The 16,843-nt window shown below is 72.0% G+C and carries 16 protein-coding genes; 6 read left to right on the top strand and 10 right to left on the bottom strand.

The genetic code is table 11. From position 1 onward, the window contains the following. Positions 1-58 precede the first annotated feature (58 nt). Together IE94_RS0124920 and IE94_RS0124915 are read left to right on the top strand one after the other, a co-directional pair. Entirely contained in the window at positions 59-1,426 is a 1,368-nt protein-coding gene (locus tag IE94_RS0124920) for an L-serine ammonia-lyase (protein WP_030188351.1), read from the top strand. A gap of 125 nt (positions 1,427-1,551) precedes the next feature. Continuing rightward, positions 1,552-2,961, top strand: coding sequence for an MFS transporter (locus IE94_RS0124915; RefSeq protein ID WP_030188350.1), 1,410 nt, complete (start codon positions 1,552-1,554; stop codon positions 2,959-2,961). A gap of 82 nt (positions 2,962-3,043) precedes the next feature. On the opposite strand, the gene IE94_RS0124910 is transcribed toward IE94_RS0124915, so the two are convergent. Further along, entirely contained in the window at positions 3,044-3,778 is a 735-nt protein-coding gene (locus IE94_RS0124910; protein ID WP_030188348.1) for a D-Ala-D-Ala carboxypeptidase family metallohydrolase, read from the bottom strand. A 179-nt stretch (positions 3,779-3,957) separates the two neighbouring features. On the opposite strand from IE94_RS0124910, the gene IE94_RS0124905 reads away from it, so the two are divergent. After that, complete coding sequence (locus IE94_RS0124905; protein ID WP_030188346.1) at positions 3,958-4,515, top strand: glycoside hydrolase family 25 protein; 558 nt, start codon at positions 3,958-3,960, stop codon at positions 4,513-4,515. Between the two features lie 8 nt (positions 4,516-4,523). On the opposite strand, the gene IE94_RS0124900 is transcribed toward IE94_RS0124905, so the two are convergent. The 3 genes from IE94_RS0124900 to IE94_RS0124890 are packed head-to-tail and all read right to left on the bottom strand — an operon-like array spanning position 4,524 to position 6,513. Further along, positions 4,524-5,360: an NADPH-dependent F420 reductase gene (locus tag IE94_RS0124900; RefSeq protein WP_280922717.1), complete on the bottom strand. Its 837-nt coding sequence runs from the start codon at positions 5,358-5,360 to the stop codon at positions 4,524-4,526. Further along, entirely contained in the window at positions 5,339-5,551 is a 213-nt protein-coding gene (locus IE94_RS0124895; RefSeq protein WP_030188341.1) for an EF-hand domain-containing protein, read from the bottom strand. Before IE94_RS0124895 ends, IE94_RS0124900 begins: the two co-directional genes overlap by 22 nt. 47 nt (positions 5,552-5,598) lie before the next feature. Beyond that, positions 5,599-6,513, bottom strand: coding sequence for a MerR family transcriptional regulator (locus tag IE94_RS0124890; RefSeq protein WP_030188339.1), 915 nt, complete (start codon positions 6,511-6,513; stop codon positions 5,599-5,601). Between the two features lie 48 nt (positions 6,514-6,561). Here IE94_RS0124890 and IE94_RS0124885 point away from each other — a divergent pair, with 48 nt between their 5' ends. Next, positions 6,562-7,200 (top strand): GNAT family N-acetyltransferase, encoded by a 639-nt coding sequence (locus IE94_RS0124885; protein ID WP_030188336.1) that lies wholly within the window; start codon positions 6,562-6,564, stop codon positions 7,198-7,200. A gap of 28 nt (positions 7,201-7,228) precedes the next feature. Here the strand turns inward: IE94_RS0124885 and IE94_RS0124880 are convergent, their stop codons facing one another. The 5 genes from IE94_RS0124880 to IE94_RS0124860 all read right to left on the bottom strand — a co-directional run bounded on the left by IE94_RS0124880 (position 7,229) and on the right by IE94_RS0124860 (position 12,154). After that, the gene (locus tag IE94_RS0124880) at positions 7,229-7,843 is read right to left on the bottom strand and encodes an ADP-ribosyltransferase (RefSeq protein WP_030188334.1); all 615 of its coding nucleotides are present in this window, start codon (positions 7,841-7,843) and stop codon (positions 7,229-7,231) included. Positions 7,844-7,940: 97 nt separating this feature from the next. Then, positions 7,941-8,444, bottom strand: a complete 504-nt coding sequence (locus tag IE94_RS0124875; RefSeq protein ID WP_030188332.1) for an ATP-binding protein — start codon at positions 8,442-8,444, stop codon at positions 7,941-7,943. A 305-nt stretch (positions 8,445-8,749) separates the two neighbouring features. Beyond that, positions 8,750-9,517, bottom strand: coding sequence for an enoyl-CoA hydratase/isomerase family protein (locus IE94_RS0124870; RefSeq protein ID WP_030188328.1), 768 nt, complete (start codon positions 9,515-9,517; stop codon positions 8,750-8,752). 45 nt (positions 9,518-9,562) lie between these two features. After that, positions 9,563-10,759, bottom strand: coding sequence for a L,D-transpeptidase (locus IE94_RS0124865; RefSeq protein ID WP_030188327.1), 1,197 nt, complete (start codon positions 10,757-10,759; stop codon positions 9,563-9,565). Between the two features lie 156 nt (positions 10,760-10,915). Further along, positions 10,916-12,154, bottom strand: a complete 1,239-nt coding sequence (locus IE94_RS0124860; protein ID WP_030188322.1) for a L,D-transpeptidase — start codon at positions 12,152-12,154, stop codon at positions 10,916-10,918. A 155-nt stretch (positions 12,155-12,309) separates the two neighbouring features. Between IE94_RS0124860 and glgX the strand changes: the two genes are divergently transcribed. Then, complete coding sequence (gene glgX / locus IE94_RS0124855) at positions 12,310-14,574, top strand: glycogen debranching protein GlgX (protein ID WP_030188319.1); 2,265 nt, start codon at positions 12,310-12,312, stop codon at positions 14,572-14,574. Positions 14,575-14,721: 147 nt separating this feature from the next. Then, entirely contained in the window at positions 14,722-16,152 is a 1,431-nt protein-coding gene (locus tag IE94_RS0124850; RefSeq protein WP_030188317.1) for a sulfatase family protein, read from the top strand. Positions 16,153-16,168: 16 nt separating this feature from the next. Here the strand turns inward: IE94_RS0124850 and IE94_RS0124845 are convergent, their stop codons facing one another. Continuing rightward, the gene (locus IE94_RS0124845) at positions 16,169-16,840 is read right to left on the bottom strand and encodes a response regulator (RefSeq protein WP_030188315.1); all 672 of its coding nucleotides are present in this window, start codon (positions 16,838-16,840) and stop codon (positions 16,169-16,171) included. Between the last annotated feature and the right edge of the window lie 3 nt (positions 16,841-16,843).

Below are 16,843 nucleotides of genomic sequence, written 5' to 3'. Positions count from 1 at the left end.
GTCCGGCACCCCGTCCGGATCACCCCCCTCTGCACCACCCCCGTTCTGAGGAGTCCCCGTGGCCATCTCGGTCTTCGACCTGTTCTCGATCGGCATCGGCCCGTCGAGCTCGCACACGGTCGGCCCGATGCGCGCGGCCCGTATGTTCGCCCGCCGCCTGCGGGGCGAGGAGTCGCTGGACTCCGTCGCCTCGGTCCGAGCCGAGCTGTACGGCTCGCTCGGCGCCACCGGCCACGGCCACGGCACCCCCAAGGCGGTGCTGCTCGGCCTGGAGGGCGACTCACCGCGCACGGTGGACGTGGAGACGGCCGACGACCGCGTCGAGAAGATCAGGGCCTCGGGCACCCTCCGCCTCCTCGGCGAGCACGAGATCGCCTTCTCCTACGACGACGACATGGTCCTGCACCGCCGCAAGGCCCTCCCCTACCACGCCAACGGCATGACGCTGCGGGCGTACGACGCGCGGGGCGCCGAGGTGCTGACCAAGACCTACTACTCGGTCGGCGGCGGCTTCGTCGTCGACGAGGACGCGGTGGGCGCGGACCGCATCGTGCTCGACGACACGGTGCTGAAGTACCCCTTCCGCACCGGTGACGAGCTGCTGCGCCTGGCCCGGGAGACGGGCCTGTCCATCTCCGCGCTGATGCTGGAGAACGAGCGGGCCTGGCGCGACGACGACGAGATCCGCGAGGGGCTGCTGGAGATCTGGCGGGTCATGCGGGCCTGCGTGGACCGCGGCATGTCCCGCGAGGGCATCCTGCCGGGCGGCCTGAAGGTCCGCCGCCGCGCCGCGAACACCGCGCGCAAGCTGCGCTCCGAGGGCGACCCGCAGGCCCTGGCGATGGAGTGGATCACTCTCTACGCGATGGCCGTGAACGAGGAGAACGCGGCCGGCGGCCGGGTCGTCACCGCCCCGACCAACGGCGCGGCCGGCATCATCCCGGCGGTCCTGCACTACTACATGAACTTCGTGCCCGGTGCCGACGAGGAGGGCGTGGTCCGCTTCCTCCTCGCCGCGGGCGCCATCGGCATGCTCTTCAAGGAGAACGCCTCCATCTCCGGCGCCGAGGTCGGCTGCCAGGGCGAGGTCGGCTCGGCCTGCTCGATGGCGGCCGGCGCCCTCGCCGAGGTGCTGGGCGGCACCCCGGAGCAGGTGGAGAACGCCGCCGAGATCGGCATGGAGCACAACCTCGGCCTCACCTGCGACCCGGTCGGCGGCCTGGTCCAGATCCCCTGCATCGAGCGCAACGGCATGGCCGCGGTCAAGGCGGTCACGGCGGCCCGGATGGCGATGCGCGGCGACGGCTCCCACAAGGTCTCCCTCGACAAGGTCATCAAGACCATGAAGGAAACCGGCGCCGACATGTCGGTCAAGTACAAGGAGACGGCGCGGGGCGGGCTCGCGGTGAACATCATCGAGTGCTGAGCGGGCGCTCCGGCCGACTGTCCGGGGAAGGAGGCGGGTGTCTCACATCGTGACATCCGTTTTCCGAGAACCAAGACGACTGAGATCGTTGCAGGGCCCATGTTTCGCGCGTGAAAGACCGAGCCATGCCCGCACCGGCCTCCGGCCCAGCACCCCAGACACCCGTCAATCCCCGAGCGCGGGTCATCGTCGCCAGCCTCATGGGCACGACGATCGAGTTCTACGACTTCTACATCTACGCGACCGCCGCCGTCCTCGTCTTCCCGAAGCTCTTCTTCCCGAGCAGCGAACCCACCACGGCACTGCTGTCGTCGTTCGCGGTCTTCGGCGCCGCGATGGTCGCCCGGCCGATCGGCGCCGTCTTCTTCGGGCACCTCGGTGACCGGCTCGGCCGCAAGAAGACGCTGGTCGTCTCGCTGCTCACCATGGGCGTCGCCACCTTCCTCATCGGCGCCCTGCCGACCTACGCACAGGCCGGCTGGGTCGCCACCGCGCTGCTCGTGCTGATGCGGCTCGCGCAGGGCTTCGCGCTCGGCGGCGAGTGGAGCGGGGCCGCACTGGTCGCGACCGAGAACGCGCCCCGCGGCAAGCGCGCCCTGTACGGGACCTTCCCGCAGCTGGGCGCGCCGCTCGGCTTCATCATCGGCAACGGCCTGTTCCTGATCATCGGGGCGCTGCTGCCCTCCTCCGCCGGCGCCGACCCCACCCAGCCGTCCGAGGCCTTCGCGAGCTGGGGCTGGCGCATCCCGTTCCTCTTCTCCGCCGTGATGGTCGCGATCGGCCTGTGGGTGCGCTCGCGGCTCGTGGAGTCGACGGTGTTCGCCAGGACCCGGCAGGCGGGCAAGGTGCGGAAGCTGCCGCTGGCCACGGTGGTCCAGGGCCATTGGAAGCAGCTGGTCCTCGGCACCTTCTTCATGCTGGCGACGTACGTGCTCTTCTACCTGATGACCACGTTCTCGCTCAGCTACGGCCGTGCCGCCAAGGACGCCGACGTGCCGGGGCTCGGGTACGGCTACACCACGTTCGTCCTGATGATGATCTTCGGGGTGCTGTTCTTCGCCGTGTTCACCCTGGTCTCCGGCCCGCTCGCCGACACGTACGGGCGCCGCACCACCCTGGTCTGGATCACCGCGGCGATCGTGGTCTTCGGTCTGCTCTGGGTCCCGCTGATCGACCTGGGCACGCTCGGCGTGGTGCTGTGGCTGGTGCTCGGCTTCACCCTGATGGGCATGACCTTCGGACCGATGGGCGCGCTGCTGCCGGAGCTGTTCCCGACCAGCGTGCGCTACACCGGTTCCGGCATCTCGTACAACGTCAGCTCGATCCTCGGCGCGGCCGTCGCCCCGTTCATAGCGGTGGCGCTGTGGGAGGCCGGTGACGGATCGCCGTGGCTGGTCGGCGTCTACCTCTCCGCGATGGCCGTGCTGACGCTGGTCGCCCTGCTGCTCGGCAAGGAGACCAAGGACGTCTCCCTGGACGAGGGCGAGCCCGACTCCGCCGAGGAGAGCCCCCGGGCGGCCGCGGCCGTCTCCTGAGCCCGCCGGTCCGCCCGCCCGCCACCGCCCCGCCGTACGCCGGGCGCCTCCGGGCCCGGCGTACGTACGGTCACCGGTGGGTTCAGATGCCGCAGTTCGGGGCCGACCAGTACGGCGACGGGTCGAGGGCCACGTGGGTGTGGTCGTTGTGGTCGGGGTAGCCCGGGCCGAGGATCTCCGAGAAGCCGTGGGTCCTGGCCTGCTGGGCGAGCCGGCAGAAGCTGGGCGAGCCCGTGAGGTCGGCGGCGTCGCCGTAGAGGTGGCGGCTGGTGGACGAGCCGCCCACCGCGCTGTTGCAGGCCCGGGAGCGGAAGCCGCTGGAGATCGTGAGCGGCACGTCGCCGAGGGCGTGCCGCATCGCCTCCAGCTTCCACATCGTCTTCAGCGCGTTCGCCTTGGCCGTGGCGGCGGAGACCGCGCCGCCCGACCAGTCGGAGTTGCACTTGTTCAGCTCCGCGTAGGTGAAGTGGACGGGCGTGCAGTCCGCGTCCTGGAGCGCGTAGATCTTGCTGAAGGTCGCGGAGCCCGCGACACCGTCCGCGGCCAGTCCGTAGGCGGCCTGGAACTTCTTGACGGCGGCGGCGGTCCGGGCCCCGTACTGGCCGTCGTAGGAGAGCCGTTCGCCGGAGGTGACCCAGCCGGCGACGCGGATCTGGAGCTGCGTCACGTCGCTGCCGGAGGAGCCCTGGGAGAGGGTGCGGTTCCAGGTGTAGCAGGAGTCGGCGTGCGCGGCGCCGGCGGTGGCGCCGACTCCGACCACCGCTCCAGCCATGAGCATGACAAATGAGAGAAGGAGACGTGACACGCGTCTGAACATCCCGGCCTCCCGACCGTCGAGTCGTCCGTGAACCGGAGCCCAGCGTGGTCCACCGCGCTACGCGCGTCAATGGCGCCCGGGGGAAGCGAAGTCGACGTTTCCGCTTCCGGTGGGGATCGGCCGTGCCATGGTGGGGAATAACCAACTCCCGTCCCCCCACAGCCCTTCAGGGAGGCCCCATGCTGCGCGGCATCGACGTCAGCGCCTACCAGTCCTCCAGCTACGACACCGACGGCCTCTCCTTCGTCTTCGTGAAGGCGACCGAGGGCCGCACCTACGTCAACCCCAAGCTCGCGGCGCAGACGAAGCGGGCGCGCGACGCCGGGCTGGTCGTCGGCTTCTACCACTTCCTGTGGCCGGGCAACCTGACCGCCCAGGCCGAGTACTTCGTCTCCAAGGCCCCGGACCGCAAGGGGGACATCCTCGCCGTCGACTGGGAGACGACAGGAGAGGGCACCCATGCAAGCAACGCCGAGAAGGACAGCTTCATTCGCAAACTGAAGGCGTTGCGGCCGGACAACCGGGTCATCCTCTATACGAACAGAAACTACTGGCTCACCGTGGACACCACCTCCTATGCGGGCGATGGCCTGTGGATTGCCGACTACGTCTCGGCGGGCAAGCCGCGCATCCAGGCGAAGTGGCGCTTCCACCAGTACACGGACGACCCGGTCGACACCAACGTGGCGGACTTCGCGAGCAGGGCCGCGCTCAAGGAGTGGGCCCGGAGCGCCTGAGAGCGGGGTCAGCCCCGGAAGGCCGCGGGCCGCTCCGGGGACGCCTCCGCCAGCGCCTTGGTGACGCCGTCGACGCCCTCACGCAGGCCGTAGACCGGGGTGTCCAGCTGCTGGCGCCAGGAGTCGTCGATGCCGCCGGCGTCGACGGTGTCGAAGCCCAGCTCGTCGATCAGGGCACGGACCTTCGCCTTGGCCGCCGGGTCGTCGCCGGCCACCGGGAGGGCCATGCGGTCGGGCGCGCCCGCCGGACGGGGGCGGTCGAGGATGTCCTGGGCGTAGGTGCCGTTGAAGGCCTTGACCACCGGGTGGCCGAGGTGGCCCTCGGTCCAGCGGCTCTCGGTGAGACCCTCGTCCTCGATGCCCGCGATCCTGCCGTCCCGCTGCTGCGGGTAGTAGTTCCCGGTGTCGATGACCGCGACGCCGTCCGCCGCCCCGTCCAGCACGCCGGACGGCAGGTCCGGGACGCGCTTCAGCGGGACCGTGACGACGACGATCTCGGCGCCGCGCGCCGCCTCCTCCACCGGTACCGGGGTGGCGCCGGTCTCCTCGGCCAGCTCGGTGAGCGTGTGGGGTCCGCGCGAGTTGGCGACGAAGACGTCGTGCCCGAGGGCGGTGAGCCGCCGGGTGAGGTTGCCGCCGATGTTGCCCGCGCCGATGATGCCGATCTTCATGATGCCGACTCGCCTGGCCTTTCGGAGGTCGTGTCCTGCGGAGCCTGCCGGCTCGCGCCCATGACCTGCGTCAACCCTGGGCCGGGGTGCGCTATTCCGCGCGAAGGCGCCCGTCCGGGTGACCGGCGGGCGCCCTTTTCGTCGCGGTGTCGCTACTTGTTCAGGTGGGCCCAGAACTCGTTGAACGACAGCTGCTTGTCGCCGTTGAGGTCGCGGCCGGCGATGATCGCCTCGGCCACCGACTCGGTGACGTTCCAGTCGCCGCCCTGGGCGAGCGCGGTCTTGAACTCGGCCGCGGTGATGAGGCCGTCACCGTCCGTGTCGATCCGCTCGAACTGCTTGCGTGCTTCCTCGATGTCGGCCACCGGTCCGCCCCTCGTTCCATGCATGGGTCCATCTGACGCAGGTCAGATTAACCGGCCGTACGAGCGCCCAGTGCGGCGACCACCCACCTGAACTGCTCCTCGTGGGCGGAGGGCGGCTCCACACCGTTCACGATCGCCGACAGTTCCCAGTAGCGGGCGAGCCGGACGTTGGTCACCGCGGTGAGGCGTTCGAGCACGACGGCGGGGTCGGCGTCGCCGATCAGCGCGCGCAGGACGCCGACGGCCCGCGGCGAGTCCGGTGCGACGCCCTCGCGCAGCGCGTCGCCCGCGAGCCGCACCAGACGGCTCACGAACCAGAGCGAGGAGCCCGCGGGGACGTCCGGCCCCCGGTCCGCGGCGTTGAACTCGATCATCCGGCGCATCGTCCTGCGGAACTCCGGGTCCTGGATCAGCTCGGCCAGTTCCACCCAGGCGTCCACCTGTTCGGAGGTGGGGTCGTCGGGCAGGTCGGCCGCGGCGAAGCGCAGGCGGGCCCGGATGTCGGGGTCGGCGGTGTCGATCCCCGCGAAGACGTCCGCCATGAAGTCCTCGATGATGCGGCGCCGTTCGGCGGTGGACAGTCGCGCCAGCTTGTTCATGAGCGTCATCTCCTCGGCGGTCGAGCCGCGTCGCGCCACGGTGGACAGCACCGCTCGGGTCACCCTCAGCGAACCGATCTGCGCGTCCAGCGCGCTCACGTGCGCCGCCGCGACCTGCGCCACCGTGGTCTCACCGGCCAGGACACGGCGTACGGCGTCCAGGCCGAGGCCCAGTTCGCGCAGGGTGCGGATCAGTTCCAGGCGGGCGACGGACTCGGCGTCATAGAGCCGGTAGCCGCCCGCGGAGCGGGTGACCGGGGGCAGGGCGCCCTCGTCGGACCAGTAGCGGATGGTGCGGACCGTCAGTCCGGTGGTCCGCGCCAGTGCGCCGATGGTCATGAGGCCGGTGCCGTCGTCGGTCATGTCTGGGAGTCTGTGCCTTCCAGTGGGTGGAGACTCAAGGAGCGGGACGTGGCGGGGAGCCTGCGGGACATTCTGGACGCGGCGGCGCGGGGCGTGTTCCCAGCGGCGGACGGCGGGACGAGCGTCGTGCCGCAGCACGGCGGGCGGGACGCGGGCGTCGTCGCCTTCACGGCGCACTCGGTCGTCTTCACCGACGAGGACGAGGGGTGGGTGCGCGAGACGCTGGCCTCGCTGGGCTGCGATCCCCTGGCCGCGACGATGAACGCCCGTTTCCTGGCCGCCTTTGCGGAGCGCACGGGGCGGACGACGGACACGATCGACGTGCTGCTGGCCGGTGTGCCGCTTCCCGGGCGCCCGGAGGTCGCGCTGACGGAGATCGCCGATCCGGGGCATCCGCGCGTGGTCGCGGCCCGGCGGCGGCGCGACGGGGTGCGGGTGTGGGCGGCGGACGGCGGGGTGCTGGTGCTGGGCCGGGGGGTGGCCGGACGGCTCGAGGTGGCCGTGGAGGTGGCACCGGGGGCCCGGCACCGGGGACTGGGGCGGCGGCTGGTGACGGCGGCGCGGCAACTGACCGGTCGCGAGCCGGTGTGGGCGCAGGTGTCGGCGGGGAACGCCCGCAGTCTGCGGGCGTTCCAGGCGGCGGGCTACCGGCCGGTGGGCTCGGAGGCGCTGTTCCCGCGCCCTTGAGTCACGGCTGCCCCGCGGGCGGGGCCGGTCAGTGCCAGGGCTGGTAGTGCGGGTTGCTCTCGCATGCGCTCATGATCTCGGTCTTGGTCTGCCGGTCGACCGGGCAGACGCCGATGATGTACTTGCGCTGGATGCCGCCGGGGAAGGCGACCTCGACCTGGTCGGCCCACTTGTGGGTGTCGCCGATGGTCTTGTTGACGTCGATGCCGCCGGGGGCGTCGATGTAGTAGTTGTAGCCGGACTTGTACCAGGTCTTGTACAGGTCGTGGTCGTAGCTCGTGGAGACGAACGGCGAGGGCTGGTTGACCAGGACGTACTTCTCGACGTCGTACTGCCCGTTCGCGACGTCCTTGGCGTGGAAGCCCTCTTCGAAGACGACCTGGGGGCCGCGGCTGTCGCTGCGGTAGAGGGTGCCGCAGGTGGTGCGCCAGACCGGCTTGGGCGTGATGCGGTCGACGTCGACGCCGCGGTCGGCGGCGGCCTTGGTCTTGTCGTCGAACTGGGGGCAGGCCGGGGCTGCCTTGGCGGGGGCGGCCGACGGGGCCGGGGCGGCACCGGGGGCGGTGGCGGCGGTGGTGGCGAGGACCGCGGAGAGCGACAGGACGGCGGCAGCGGTCCGCCGGCGCAGGCGTGTGGTGATCATGCGGATACGATCCCGGCCGCGGAGGGCTGCGTTCCGGATTCTCACCCGTAGGTGGCGTGTCCGGCGAACCGGCTTGCCTTCAGCGGCAGATGGACTCTCAGCGGTCCGTGACCCGCATCTCGAACCAGGTGGTCTTCCCGCGCGGCAGCAGGTCCACGCCCCACCGGTCGGAGAGCTTGTCGACGAGGAAGAGGCCGCGCCCGCTGGTGTCCGTCTCCTGCACCGGCATCAGACACGGCAGCCCCCGGGAGGGATCGCGGACCTCGACGCGGATCCAGCCGGGGCGGCGGCGCATGCGGAGGCCGAAGATCCGGGCGCCGGTGTGGCGTACGGCGTTGCCGACCAGCTCGGAGACGAGCAGGACGGCGTCCTCCGTGACCTTGGGGCCGAGCTGCCACTGGCGCAGGGCGACGACCTGGGCCAGTCGGCGGGCGGTGGCGGCGGACTCGGGCCGGGAGGGTAACGGAACCTCGCGCTCCGTGGGGTTGCCGAACAGTTCCAGCGCCTTGAGCGCGCGTTCGTCCTCGACCGCCGGCGACCAGCGCGCCGCGGTCGCACGCCCGGCTCCCCGCGGCAGTTCCGTACCATCCAGCCCCGCCATGCCCCCATCATGGCCGCCCTCGGCGGACTCCGGGGCCGTTCCCGGGGAATACGCCCCCGCGGGGGCCGGCCCCGGCGACGGTCGATCGGCATATGCCGCAGGCAGTTCGGGGCCGGAAACGGCCCCACTGACCTGCGTGAACGGCTCGGCCGGAGACAAGCGACGGACTCCCTCGACAAGGCGCGCTTAATGGTGCGTTAAGGCTGCCATAAACCGCCCCATCGAGGGACCCGGATCAGACACCGCGTCAATTGCAAGGCGTACGCGGTCACTTCGGGTGTGACGTGCACCCCGCAGAAGAGGCGTCAGAGGAACGTGGCCTTGCCGGGGCCCTCTTCCACGAAGCTGCGCATCCCGCGCTCGCGGTCCTCCGTGGCGAACAGACCCGCGAACCAGTTCCGCTCGACGGCGAGGCCGGTCTCGAGGTCCGTCTCCAGCCCCGTGTCGATCGCCTCCTTCGCCGCGCGCAGGGCGATGGCGGGGCCCTTCGCGAGCCGCGCGGCCCAGGCGTGCGCCTGCTCGTAGACCTCGGCGGCCGGGACCACCCGGTCCACCAGGCCGAGCGCCAGCGCCTCGTCGGCCTTCACCTGGCGGCCGGTGAAGATCAGGTCCTTGGCCTTGGAGGGGCCGATCAGCCGGGACAGCCGCTGGGTGCCGCCCGCGCCCGGGATCAGGCCGAGCAGGATCTCGGGCTGGCCCAGCCTGGCGTTCTCCCCCGCGACGCGGAAGTCGGCGCACAGGGCGAGTTCGCAGCCGCCGCCCAGGGCGTAGCCGGTCACCGCGGCGACCACCGGCTTGGGGATGCGGGCCACCGCGGTGAAGGAGTCCTGCAGGGCGCGGGACCGCGCGATCATCGCCGCGTGGTCCATCACCTGCATCTCCTTGATGTCCGCGCCCGCCGCGAACACCTTCTCGCCGCCGTGGATCACCACGGCGCGCACGTCCTCGCGCCGGGTGATCTCCTCGGCCAGCTCCTTCAACCGGTCCTGGGTGGCGACGTCCAGTGCGTTCATGGGCGGGCGGTCCAGGCGCAGCGTGCCGACGCCTTCGGCGACTTCGAGATGTACGGTCATGCCCCGCAGGTTAGCGGGCGTTCACTCGCCGTGGCAGCCGCCCCCTTACGCCTTCCACTTCTCCCAGGACATGTTCCAGCCGTTGAGGCCGTTGTCGGGGGCGATGGTGGCGTCGTCGGAGTTCTTGACCACGACCACGTCGCCGATGATCGAGTTCTCGAAGAACCAGCGGGCCGGCGCGTTCTTGTCCCAGCCGCCGCGCACGTCCCGCAGGCCGATGCAGCCGTGGCTGGCGTTGCTGTTGCCGAAGACGTCACCGCCCCACCAGTTGCCGTGGATGAAGGTGCCGGAGGTGGACAGGCGCATGGCGTGCGGGACGTCCGGGATGTCGTACTCGCCGCCGTAGCCGACCGTCTCGCCGTTCATCCGGGTCACCGCGAGCCGCTCGGTGATGACCATCTGGCCGTTCCAGGTGTCGTAGCCGGGCGCGCCCGTGGTGACGGGGATGGTCTTGATCGTCCTGCCGTCCCGAACGACCTTCATCGTGTGCTTCTTGGCGTCCACGACGGAGACCTGGCTGCGGCCGACGGTGAAGGAGAGGGTCTTGGCCTGCTTGCCGTAGACGTCCTCGCGGCCCTCGACGCCGTCGAGATTGAGGTCGACGGTGACCTTGGTGCCGGCCTTCCAGTACTTCTCGGGGCGGAAGTCGAGGCGGTCGTTGCCGAACCAGTGGCCCTCGACCTCGACGGCCGGTTCGGTCTTGATGGTGATGGCCTTCTCGACCTCCTCCGGGTGGGTGATGCCCCGGGTGAAGCGGATCGAGAACGGCATGCCGACGCCGACCTTCGAGCCGTCCTCCGGCGTGAAGGTACCGACGAAGGTGTTCTTCGGCGTCAGGGTGGTGAAGCGGGAGTCCTCGGCGGCGGTGCGGCCCTCGGAGTCCTTGGCGACCGCGCGCACGCTGTACGTGGTGGCGGCGGCCAGGTGGGTGGACGGCGTCCAGGTGGCGCCGTCCCCGGATATCTTCCCGTCGACCTTCGCGCCCTTGCCGTCCTTGACGACGACCTCGGTGAGCCTGCCCCTGGCGGCGCCGACCTTCAGGGCGCCGCTGGTGTCGACGGCCTTGGCCCCGTTGGCGGGAGCGATGGTGACGACGGCCTCGGACTGCTTGTCCTGTGCCGCGGTGGAGTCCTCGGCCTTGCCCCCCTTGCCGTCCCCGGCCCCCGAGCCGCCCCCGCCGCATGCCGTGACGGTCAGCAACAGCAGTCCGACTGCCGCCCCCGCTATCGGACGCACGTTCACCTTGTCTCCCCTCGCCGGGCCTGGTCGGGCCCGCGCCCCAGTGCGCCCGCTCGCGCACCGGCGCATCGTAACCGCAGGCCAGGGGGTTGAGGGACAGGTGAAGTGTCACCGTTCCGTACCGAGTTGGCGGGAGGGTGGCGCGAGGCGCGGACGCCCTCAGTTCACCGCGCTGCCCGCCTTCCACTCCTTCCACTTCATGTTCCAGCCACCCAGGCCGTTGTCGGGGTCCACGGTCCTGTCCTTGCTGTGGACCACCTCGACGACGTCGCCGATGAGGCTGCGGTCGAAGAACCAGCCCGCCGGGGTGTCGGAGCCGCCGCCCTTGTCGTCGCGCAGCCCGACGCAGCCGTGGCTGACGTTGGCCCGGCCGAAGGTGTCGACGGGCGCCCAGTAGTTGCCGTGCAGGAAGGTGCCCGAGCTGGTGAGGCGGATGGCGTGCGGGACGTCGGGGATGTCGTACTCGCCGCCGAAGCCGACCGTGCGGCTGTTCATGCGGGTGACCTCGAGCATCTCGCTGATCACCATCCGGCCGTTGTAGGTGGGTGTCGTCGGGGCCCCCGCGGTGATCGGCACGGTGGCCAGCAGGGTGCCGTCCCTGCGCACCTCCATGGTCCGCTCGACCGCGTCGACGCGGGAGACCTGGCTGCGGCCGACGGTGAAGGAGACCTTCTTGCGCTGGAGGCCGTAGACCCCCTTGGCGCCCTCCACGTCCCGCAGGTCCAGGTCGACGGCGACCTCGGTGCCGGGCTTCCAGTACTCCTTGGGGCGGAAGTCGAGGCGGTCCTTGCCGAACCAGTGGGGGCGGATCTCGGTGGCGGGCTTCGCGGTGACCGTGACGGCGCGTTCGACGGCGGCGCGGTCGGTGATCTCCCGGTTGAACTCCAGCGAAACGATCATTCCGGTGCCGACGACCGCGCGGTTCTCGGGGGCGACGTAGGCGATGAAGCGCTCTTCGGGGACCTTGGTGGTGAACGTGGCGTGCCGGGCCGAGCGGTGGCCGCCGCCGTCGAGCGCGACGGCGTCGACCGTGTACTTGGCGGCGAGGGCGAGCCGGTCGTCGTCGGGCCGCCAGCTGAGGCCGTCCTCGGAGATCCGGCCGGGCACCGGGGTCTGGCGCGCGTCCTGCGAGCGGACGACCTGCACCGACTCCAGGCGCCCTGCGGGCACCCGCACCGACAGCTTCTCGTCCGGCCGGACGGCCTTGCTCCCGTCGTCCGGGGCGATGCGGATGACGTCCTCGGCGGCGGGTGGTTTGCCGAACATGTCGCCGATGCCGGAGCCGATGCCGCCCCCGTCCGAGGTGCATCCGGCGGCCCCGGCCAGCAGTCCTGCCCATGTCAGTAGGGCGGCCAGAGCGGCGCCCGCGCGCCGTGCGCGCCCGTGTACGTGCCTCACATCCACCCGTAACGACCGGTGGGCCCAGGGGAAACGTGAGTGCGAGCCACCCGGTGGGCAGAACTGTGGGGAGGACGACGCGACGGGGAGCAGCGGCCGGGACGCCGCACGCCCTCCTGCCGGACGTCGTTCCACGAGCCGTGGGAGGCTGACAGGTGTCCAGCGCAGCCGAGCGGGAGGCGGTGCCCGGGGAGCGGGCCGCCGCGGACGGTCGCCCCGCCGTCGTGGTCAATGGCGCGCGGCGTGCCGCCCCGCCGCCGCCCGCCGTGCCGGCCCGGCCGGGCACGCCGGTGCCGCTGGGCGCCCGGTTCCGCACCGGCCCCGACCAGGTGGCGGGGACCAACTTCGCCCTGTGGGCCGGCGGGGCGGAGGCGGTCGAGCTGTGCCTGTTCGACGGGCCGGGCCCCGGTGCCGGGGAGAGCCGGGTGCGGCTGACCGAGCTGACCCACGGGATATGGCACGGCTTCGTGCCGGGCGTCCGCCCCGGGCAGCGCTACGGCTACCGGGTGCACGGCCGCTGGGACCCGTGGACCGGCGCCCGCTGGAATCCGGCGAAGCTGCTGCTCGACCCGTACGCCCGCGCGGTGGACGGCGACTTCGGCCTGCCGCCCGAGGTGTACGGCCACGTGCGGGACTGGCCGGAGCAGCGGGTCGCGGACACGGTGCGCGACGACCGGGACTCGGCGCCGCACGTCCCCAAGGGCGTCGTGGTCCATGACGACGACGACTGGTCGGACGACCGCAGGCCCAAGACGCCGTGGGCAGACTCGGTCATCTACGAGCTGCACGTGCGCGGTTTCACCCGGCTCCACCCCGGCATCCCGCCCGAGCTGCGCGGCACGTACGCGGGCCTGGCGCACCCGGCGGCGATCGAGCACCTGACGCGGCTGGGCGTGACGGCGGTGGAGCTGCTGCCGGTGCACCAGTTCGCGCACGAGAGCCATCTGCTGGACCGCGGCCTGAAGAACTACTGGGGCTACAACTCGGTCGGCTACTTCGCCCCGCACGCCGCCTACGCCGCCTCCGGCACCACGGGAGAGCAGGTCGGCGAGTTCAAGCGGATGGTGCGCGCGCTGCACGCGGCCGGCATCGAGGTGATCCTCGACGTGGTCTACAACCACACGGCGGAGGCGGGCGAGCTGGGCCCGACGCTCTCCCTGAAGGGCATCGACAACCGCGGCTACTACCGCCTCCAGCCCGACGCCCGCCGGTACGCCGACTACACGGGCTGCGGCAACACCCTGCACGTCGTCCAGCCGCACGTGCTGCGCCTGATCACCGACTCGCTGCGCTACTGGGTCACCGAGATGGGGGTGGACGGCTTCCGCTTCGACCTGGCCGCGGCGCTGGCCCGTTCGATGCACGACGTCGACATGCTCTCCCCCTTCCTCGCGGTGATCGCGCAGGATCCGGTGCTGCGGCGGGTGAAGCTGATCGCCGAGCCGTGGGACGTCGGCTCGGGCGGCTACCAGGTGGGGGCCTTCCCGCCGCTGTGGACGGAGTGGAACGACCGCTACCGGGGCGCGGTGCGGGACTTCTGGCGGCACGCGCTGCCGGACGTGAGGGAGATGGGGTACCGCCTGTCGGGCTCCAGCGACCTGTACGCCTGGGGCGGCCGGCGGCCGTACGCCTCGGTCAACTTCGTCACCGCGCACGACGGTTTCACCCTGCGGGACCTCGTGTCGTACGAGCGCAAGCACAACGAGGCCAACGGCGAGGGCAACCGGGACGGCACGGACGACAACCGGTCCTGGAACTGCGGCGCGGAGGGGGAGACGGACGACGCGCGGGTGCGTGCGCTGCGCCGCCGCCAGCTCCGCAACCTGCTCACCACACTGCTGCTGTCGACCGGAGTGCCGATGCTGGTCGCGGGCGACGAGATGGGCCGCACCCAGCGCGGGAGCAACAACGCCTACTGCCAGGACGACGAGACCAGCTGGGTGGACTGGAGCCTGCTCAACGACCCGGAGTGGCGCCCGCTGTTCGCGCTGGCCTCGCGCCTGATCGCGCTGCGCCACCGGCACCCGGTGCTGCGCCGCCGGGCCTTCTTCTCCGGCCGCGCGCACTCCGCGGACGGGCTGCGCGACCTGGCCTGGTTCACCGCGGGCGGCACGGAGATGACCGAGCGGGACTGGTACGCCCCCGCCGCCACCCTCGGCATGTACCTCTCCGGGCGGGACATCCCGGGCCGCGACGAGCACGGCAACCCGATCACCGACGACAGTTTCCTGGCCGTCCTGCACGCGGGCGGGGAGCCGGTCGGCTTCCTCCTGCCGGGCGCCCCGTGGGCCGAGCGGTACGAGGTGGTCGTCGACACCGGCCGGGAGGAGCAGGGCGAGGCACCGGCCACGGTGCACCCGGCGGGCGCGCCGCTCACGGTCCCGGCGCGGACGGTGCTGCTGCTGCGGGCGGTCGGCTGAAGTCGTCGGCGGGGCCGATTCCTACGCCCCGTTTCGGCTCCGTGAACTCGTCGGCGATCTTCTTGACCGGGCCTCGGCGTGCCTGGAAACGTCCCTGGTCGGCGCCTCTTCGGGCGCACCTTCGTCCTCGTCCTCCAGGGATCACGCATGCCCGAGATGTCCCGCCGCCTCTTCGGCGGCCTGGTCGGCGGCGGTGCGGTGAGCGCCGTCGCCGGTACGGCCGCCACCGCCGGCGCCGCCACCCCCGCCCGCACACCCGCCACCGCTGCCGCCACCGACGAGCGCCCCTTCGCGGCGCGCACCGGGTCCCGGCCCGGCAAGCGCCCCAACATCCTGTTCATCCTCGGCGACGACCTCGGCTGGGCCGACCTGTCCTCGTACGGCGCCCCGCACATCAGGACGCCCCACCTGGACCGGCTCGCCGCGCAGGGCGTGCGGTTCACCCAGGCGTACTCGGGGTCGGCGACCTGCTCCCCCACCCGCTTCAGCCTCTACACCGGACGGTACCCGGGCCGTACGAAGGGCGGGCTCGCGGAGCCGATCGGCGACCGCAGCCAGGGCCTGGACCCGAACCACCCGACCCTCGCGTCCCTGCTGAAGCGGGCCGGTTACGCCACCGCACTGATCGGCAAGTGGCACTGCGGCTGGCTCCCCGACCACAGCCCGACCAAGTCCGGCTGGGACGAGTTCTTCGGCAACTTCGGCGGTGCGCTGGAGTACTTCTCCAAGCTGGGCCAGCTCGGGGACTACGACCTGTACGAGGGCGACGCCACGTACGAGGACCTGCGCTACTACACCACCGTCCTGACCGAGCGGGCCGTCGAGTACGTCGGGCGCGAGCACGACCGGCCCTGGCTGCTCAACCTGAACTTCACCACCCCGCACTGGCCGTGGCTCGGCGAGGACGACGAGGAGACCGGCGCCGGGATCGCCGCCGAGGTGCGCGGTGGGAACGTGCTGGGCGCGCTGCTGCACAACGACGGCGGCTCGGTGGAGAAGTACCGGGAGATGGTGGAGAACCTGGACGCCTCGGTCGGCGAGGTGCTCGCCGCGCTGCGCCGGTCCGGCCAGGAGGAGAACACCGTCGTCGTCTTCGCCAGCGACAACGGCGGCGAGCGCTTCTCGTACCAGTGGCCGCTCAGCGGCGGCAAGTCGGAGCTGCTGGAGGGCGGCATCCGGGTGCCGACCGTGCTGCGCTGGCCGGCCCGCGTCGACGGACGGCAGGTCAGCCACGAGCCGGTCTACTCGCCGGACTGGACGGCGACCCTGCTGGAGCTGGGCGGCGCGCGCCCCGACCCGGCGTACCCCCTCGACGGGCACAGCCTCGCCGACTACCTGCTGCGGGGCCGGGAGCTGCCCGAACGCGACCTGTTCTGGCGGGTGCGGGGCAACCGCGCGCTGCGGCGGGGCGACTGGAAGTACTACCGGGACGCCCAGGGCCGCGACCACCTGTACGACCTCGCCGCCGACGCCCGCGAACAGGCGGACCTCGCGGCCGACCGGCCCGGGCTGCTCGCCGAGTTGAAGGCGGCCTGGGAGCGGACCGACCGCGAGCTGCTGCCCTATCCGGCGTCCTGAGCCCCGCGCCGGGGCGTCAGCCGAGGATGCCCCGCTCGTAGCCCGTCGCCACCGCCGCCGCGCGGTCGCTCACCCCGAGTTTGGCGTACAGGTGGGTGAGGTGGGTCTTGACGGTCGCCTCGCTGATGAACAGCTCCCGGGCGATCTCCTTGTTGGAGGTGCCGCGCGCGACCAGGGCCAGCACCTCGCGCTCGCGGGCGGAGAGGGGCTCGCCGCCGGGGGCCTTCGGGGCGCGGACGGCGGAGACCAGCCGGGAGGCGACGGCCGGGGAGAGGACCGTGTGGCCCTCGGCCGCCGCGCGGACCGCGGTGAACAGGTCCTCGCGGGGCGCGTCCTTGAGGAGGTAGCCGGTCGCGCCGGCCTCGATCGCGGGCAGGGTGTCGGAGTCGGTGTCGTACGTGGTGAGCACGAGCACGCGCGCGCGGGCGCCGCGCCGGGTCAACTCCCGGATGGCGTCCACCCCCGAACCGCCCGGCATCCGCAGGTCCATGAGGATCACGTCGGGGTCGAGCGCGGCGGCCCGTTCCAGCGCCTCGACGCCGCCCGCCGCCTCGCCGAGGACGCGGAAGCCGGGCGCGGACTCGAACATGCCGCGCAGGCCGTCGCGGACGACGGGGTGGTCGTCGACGACGAGGAGGGAGATCACCGCGTCGGCGGTCGCGGGGGCGGGGGTCGCGGGGGCGGGGATCGC

It is taken from the genome of Streptomyces violaceorubidus, from assembly GCF_000717995.1.
GTDB lineage: Bacteria > Actinomycetota > Actinomycetes > Streptomycetales > Streptomycetaceae > Streptomyces > Streptomyces violaceorubidus.
The sequence above is the reverse complement of the archived record's forward strand: the minus strand, read 5'-3'. Positions and strand labels throughout refer to the sequence as shown.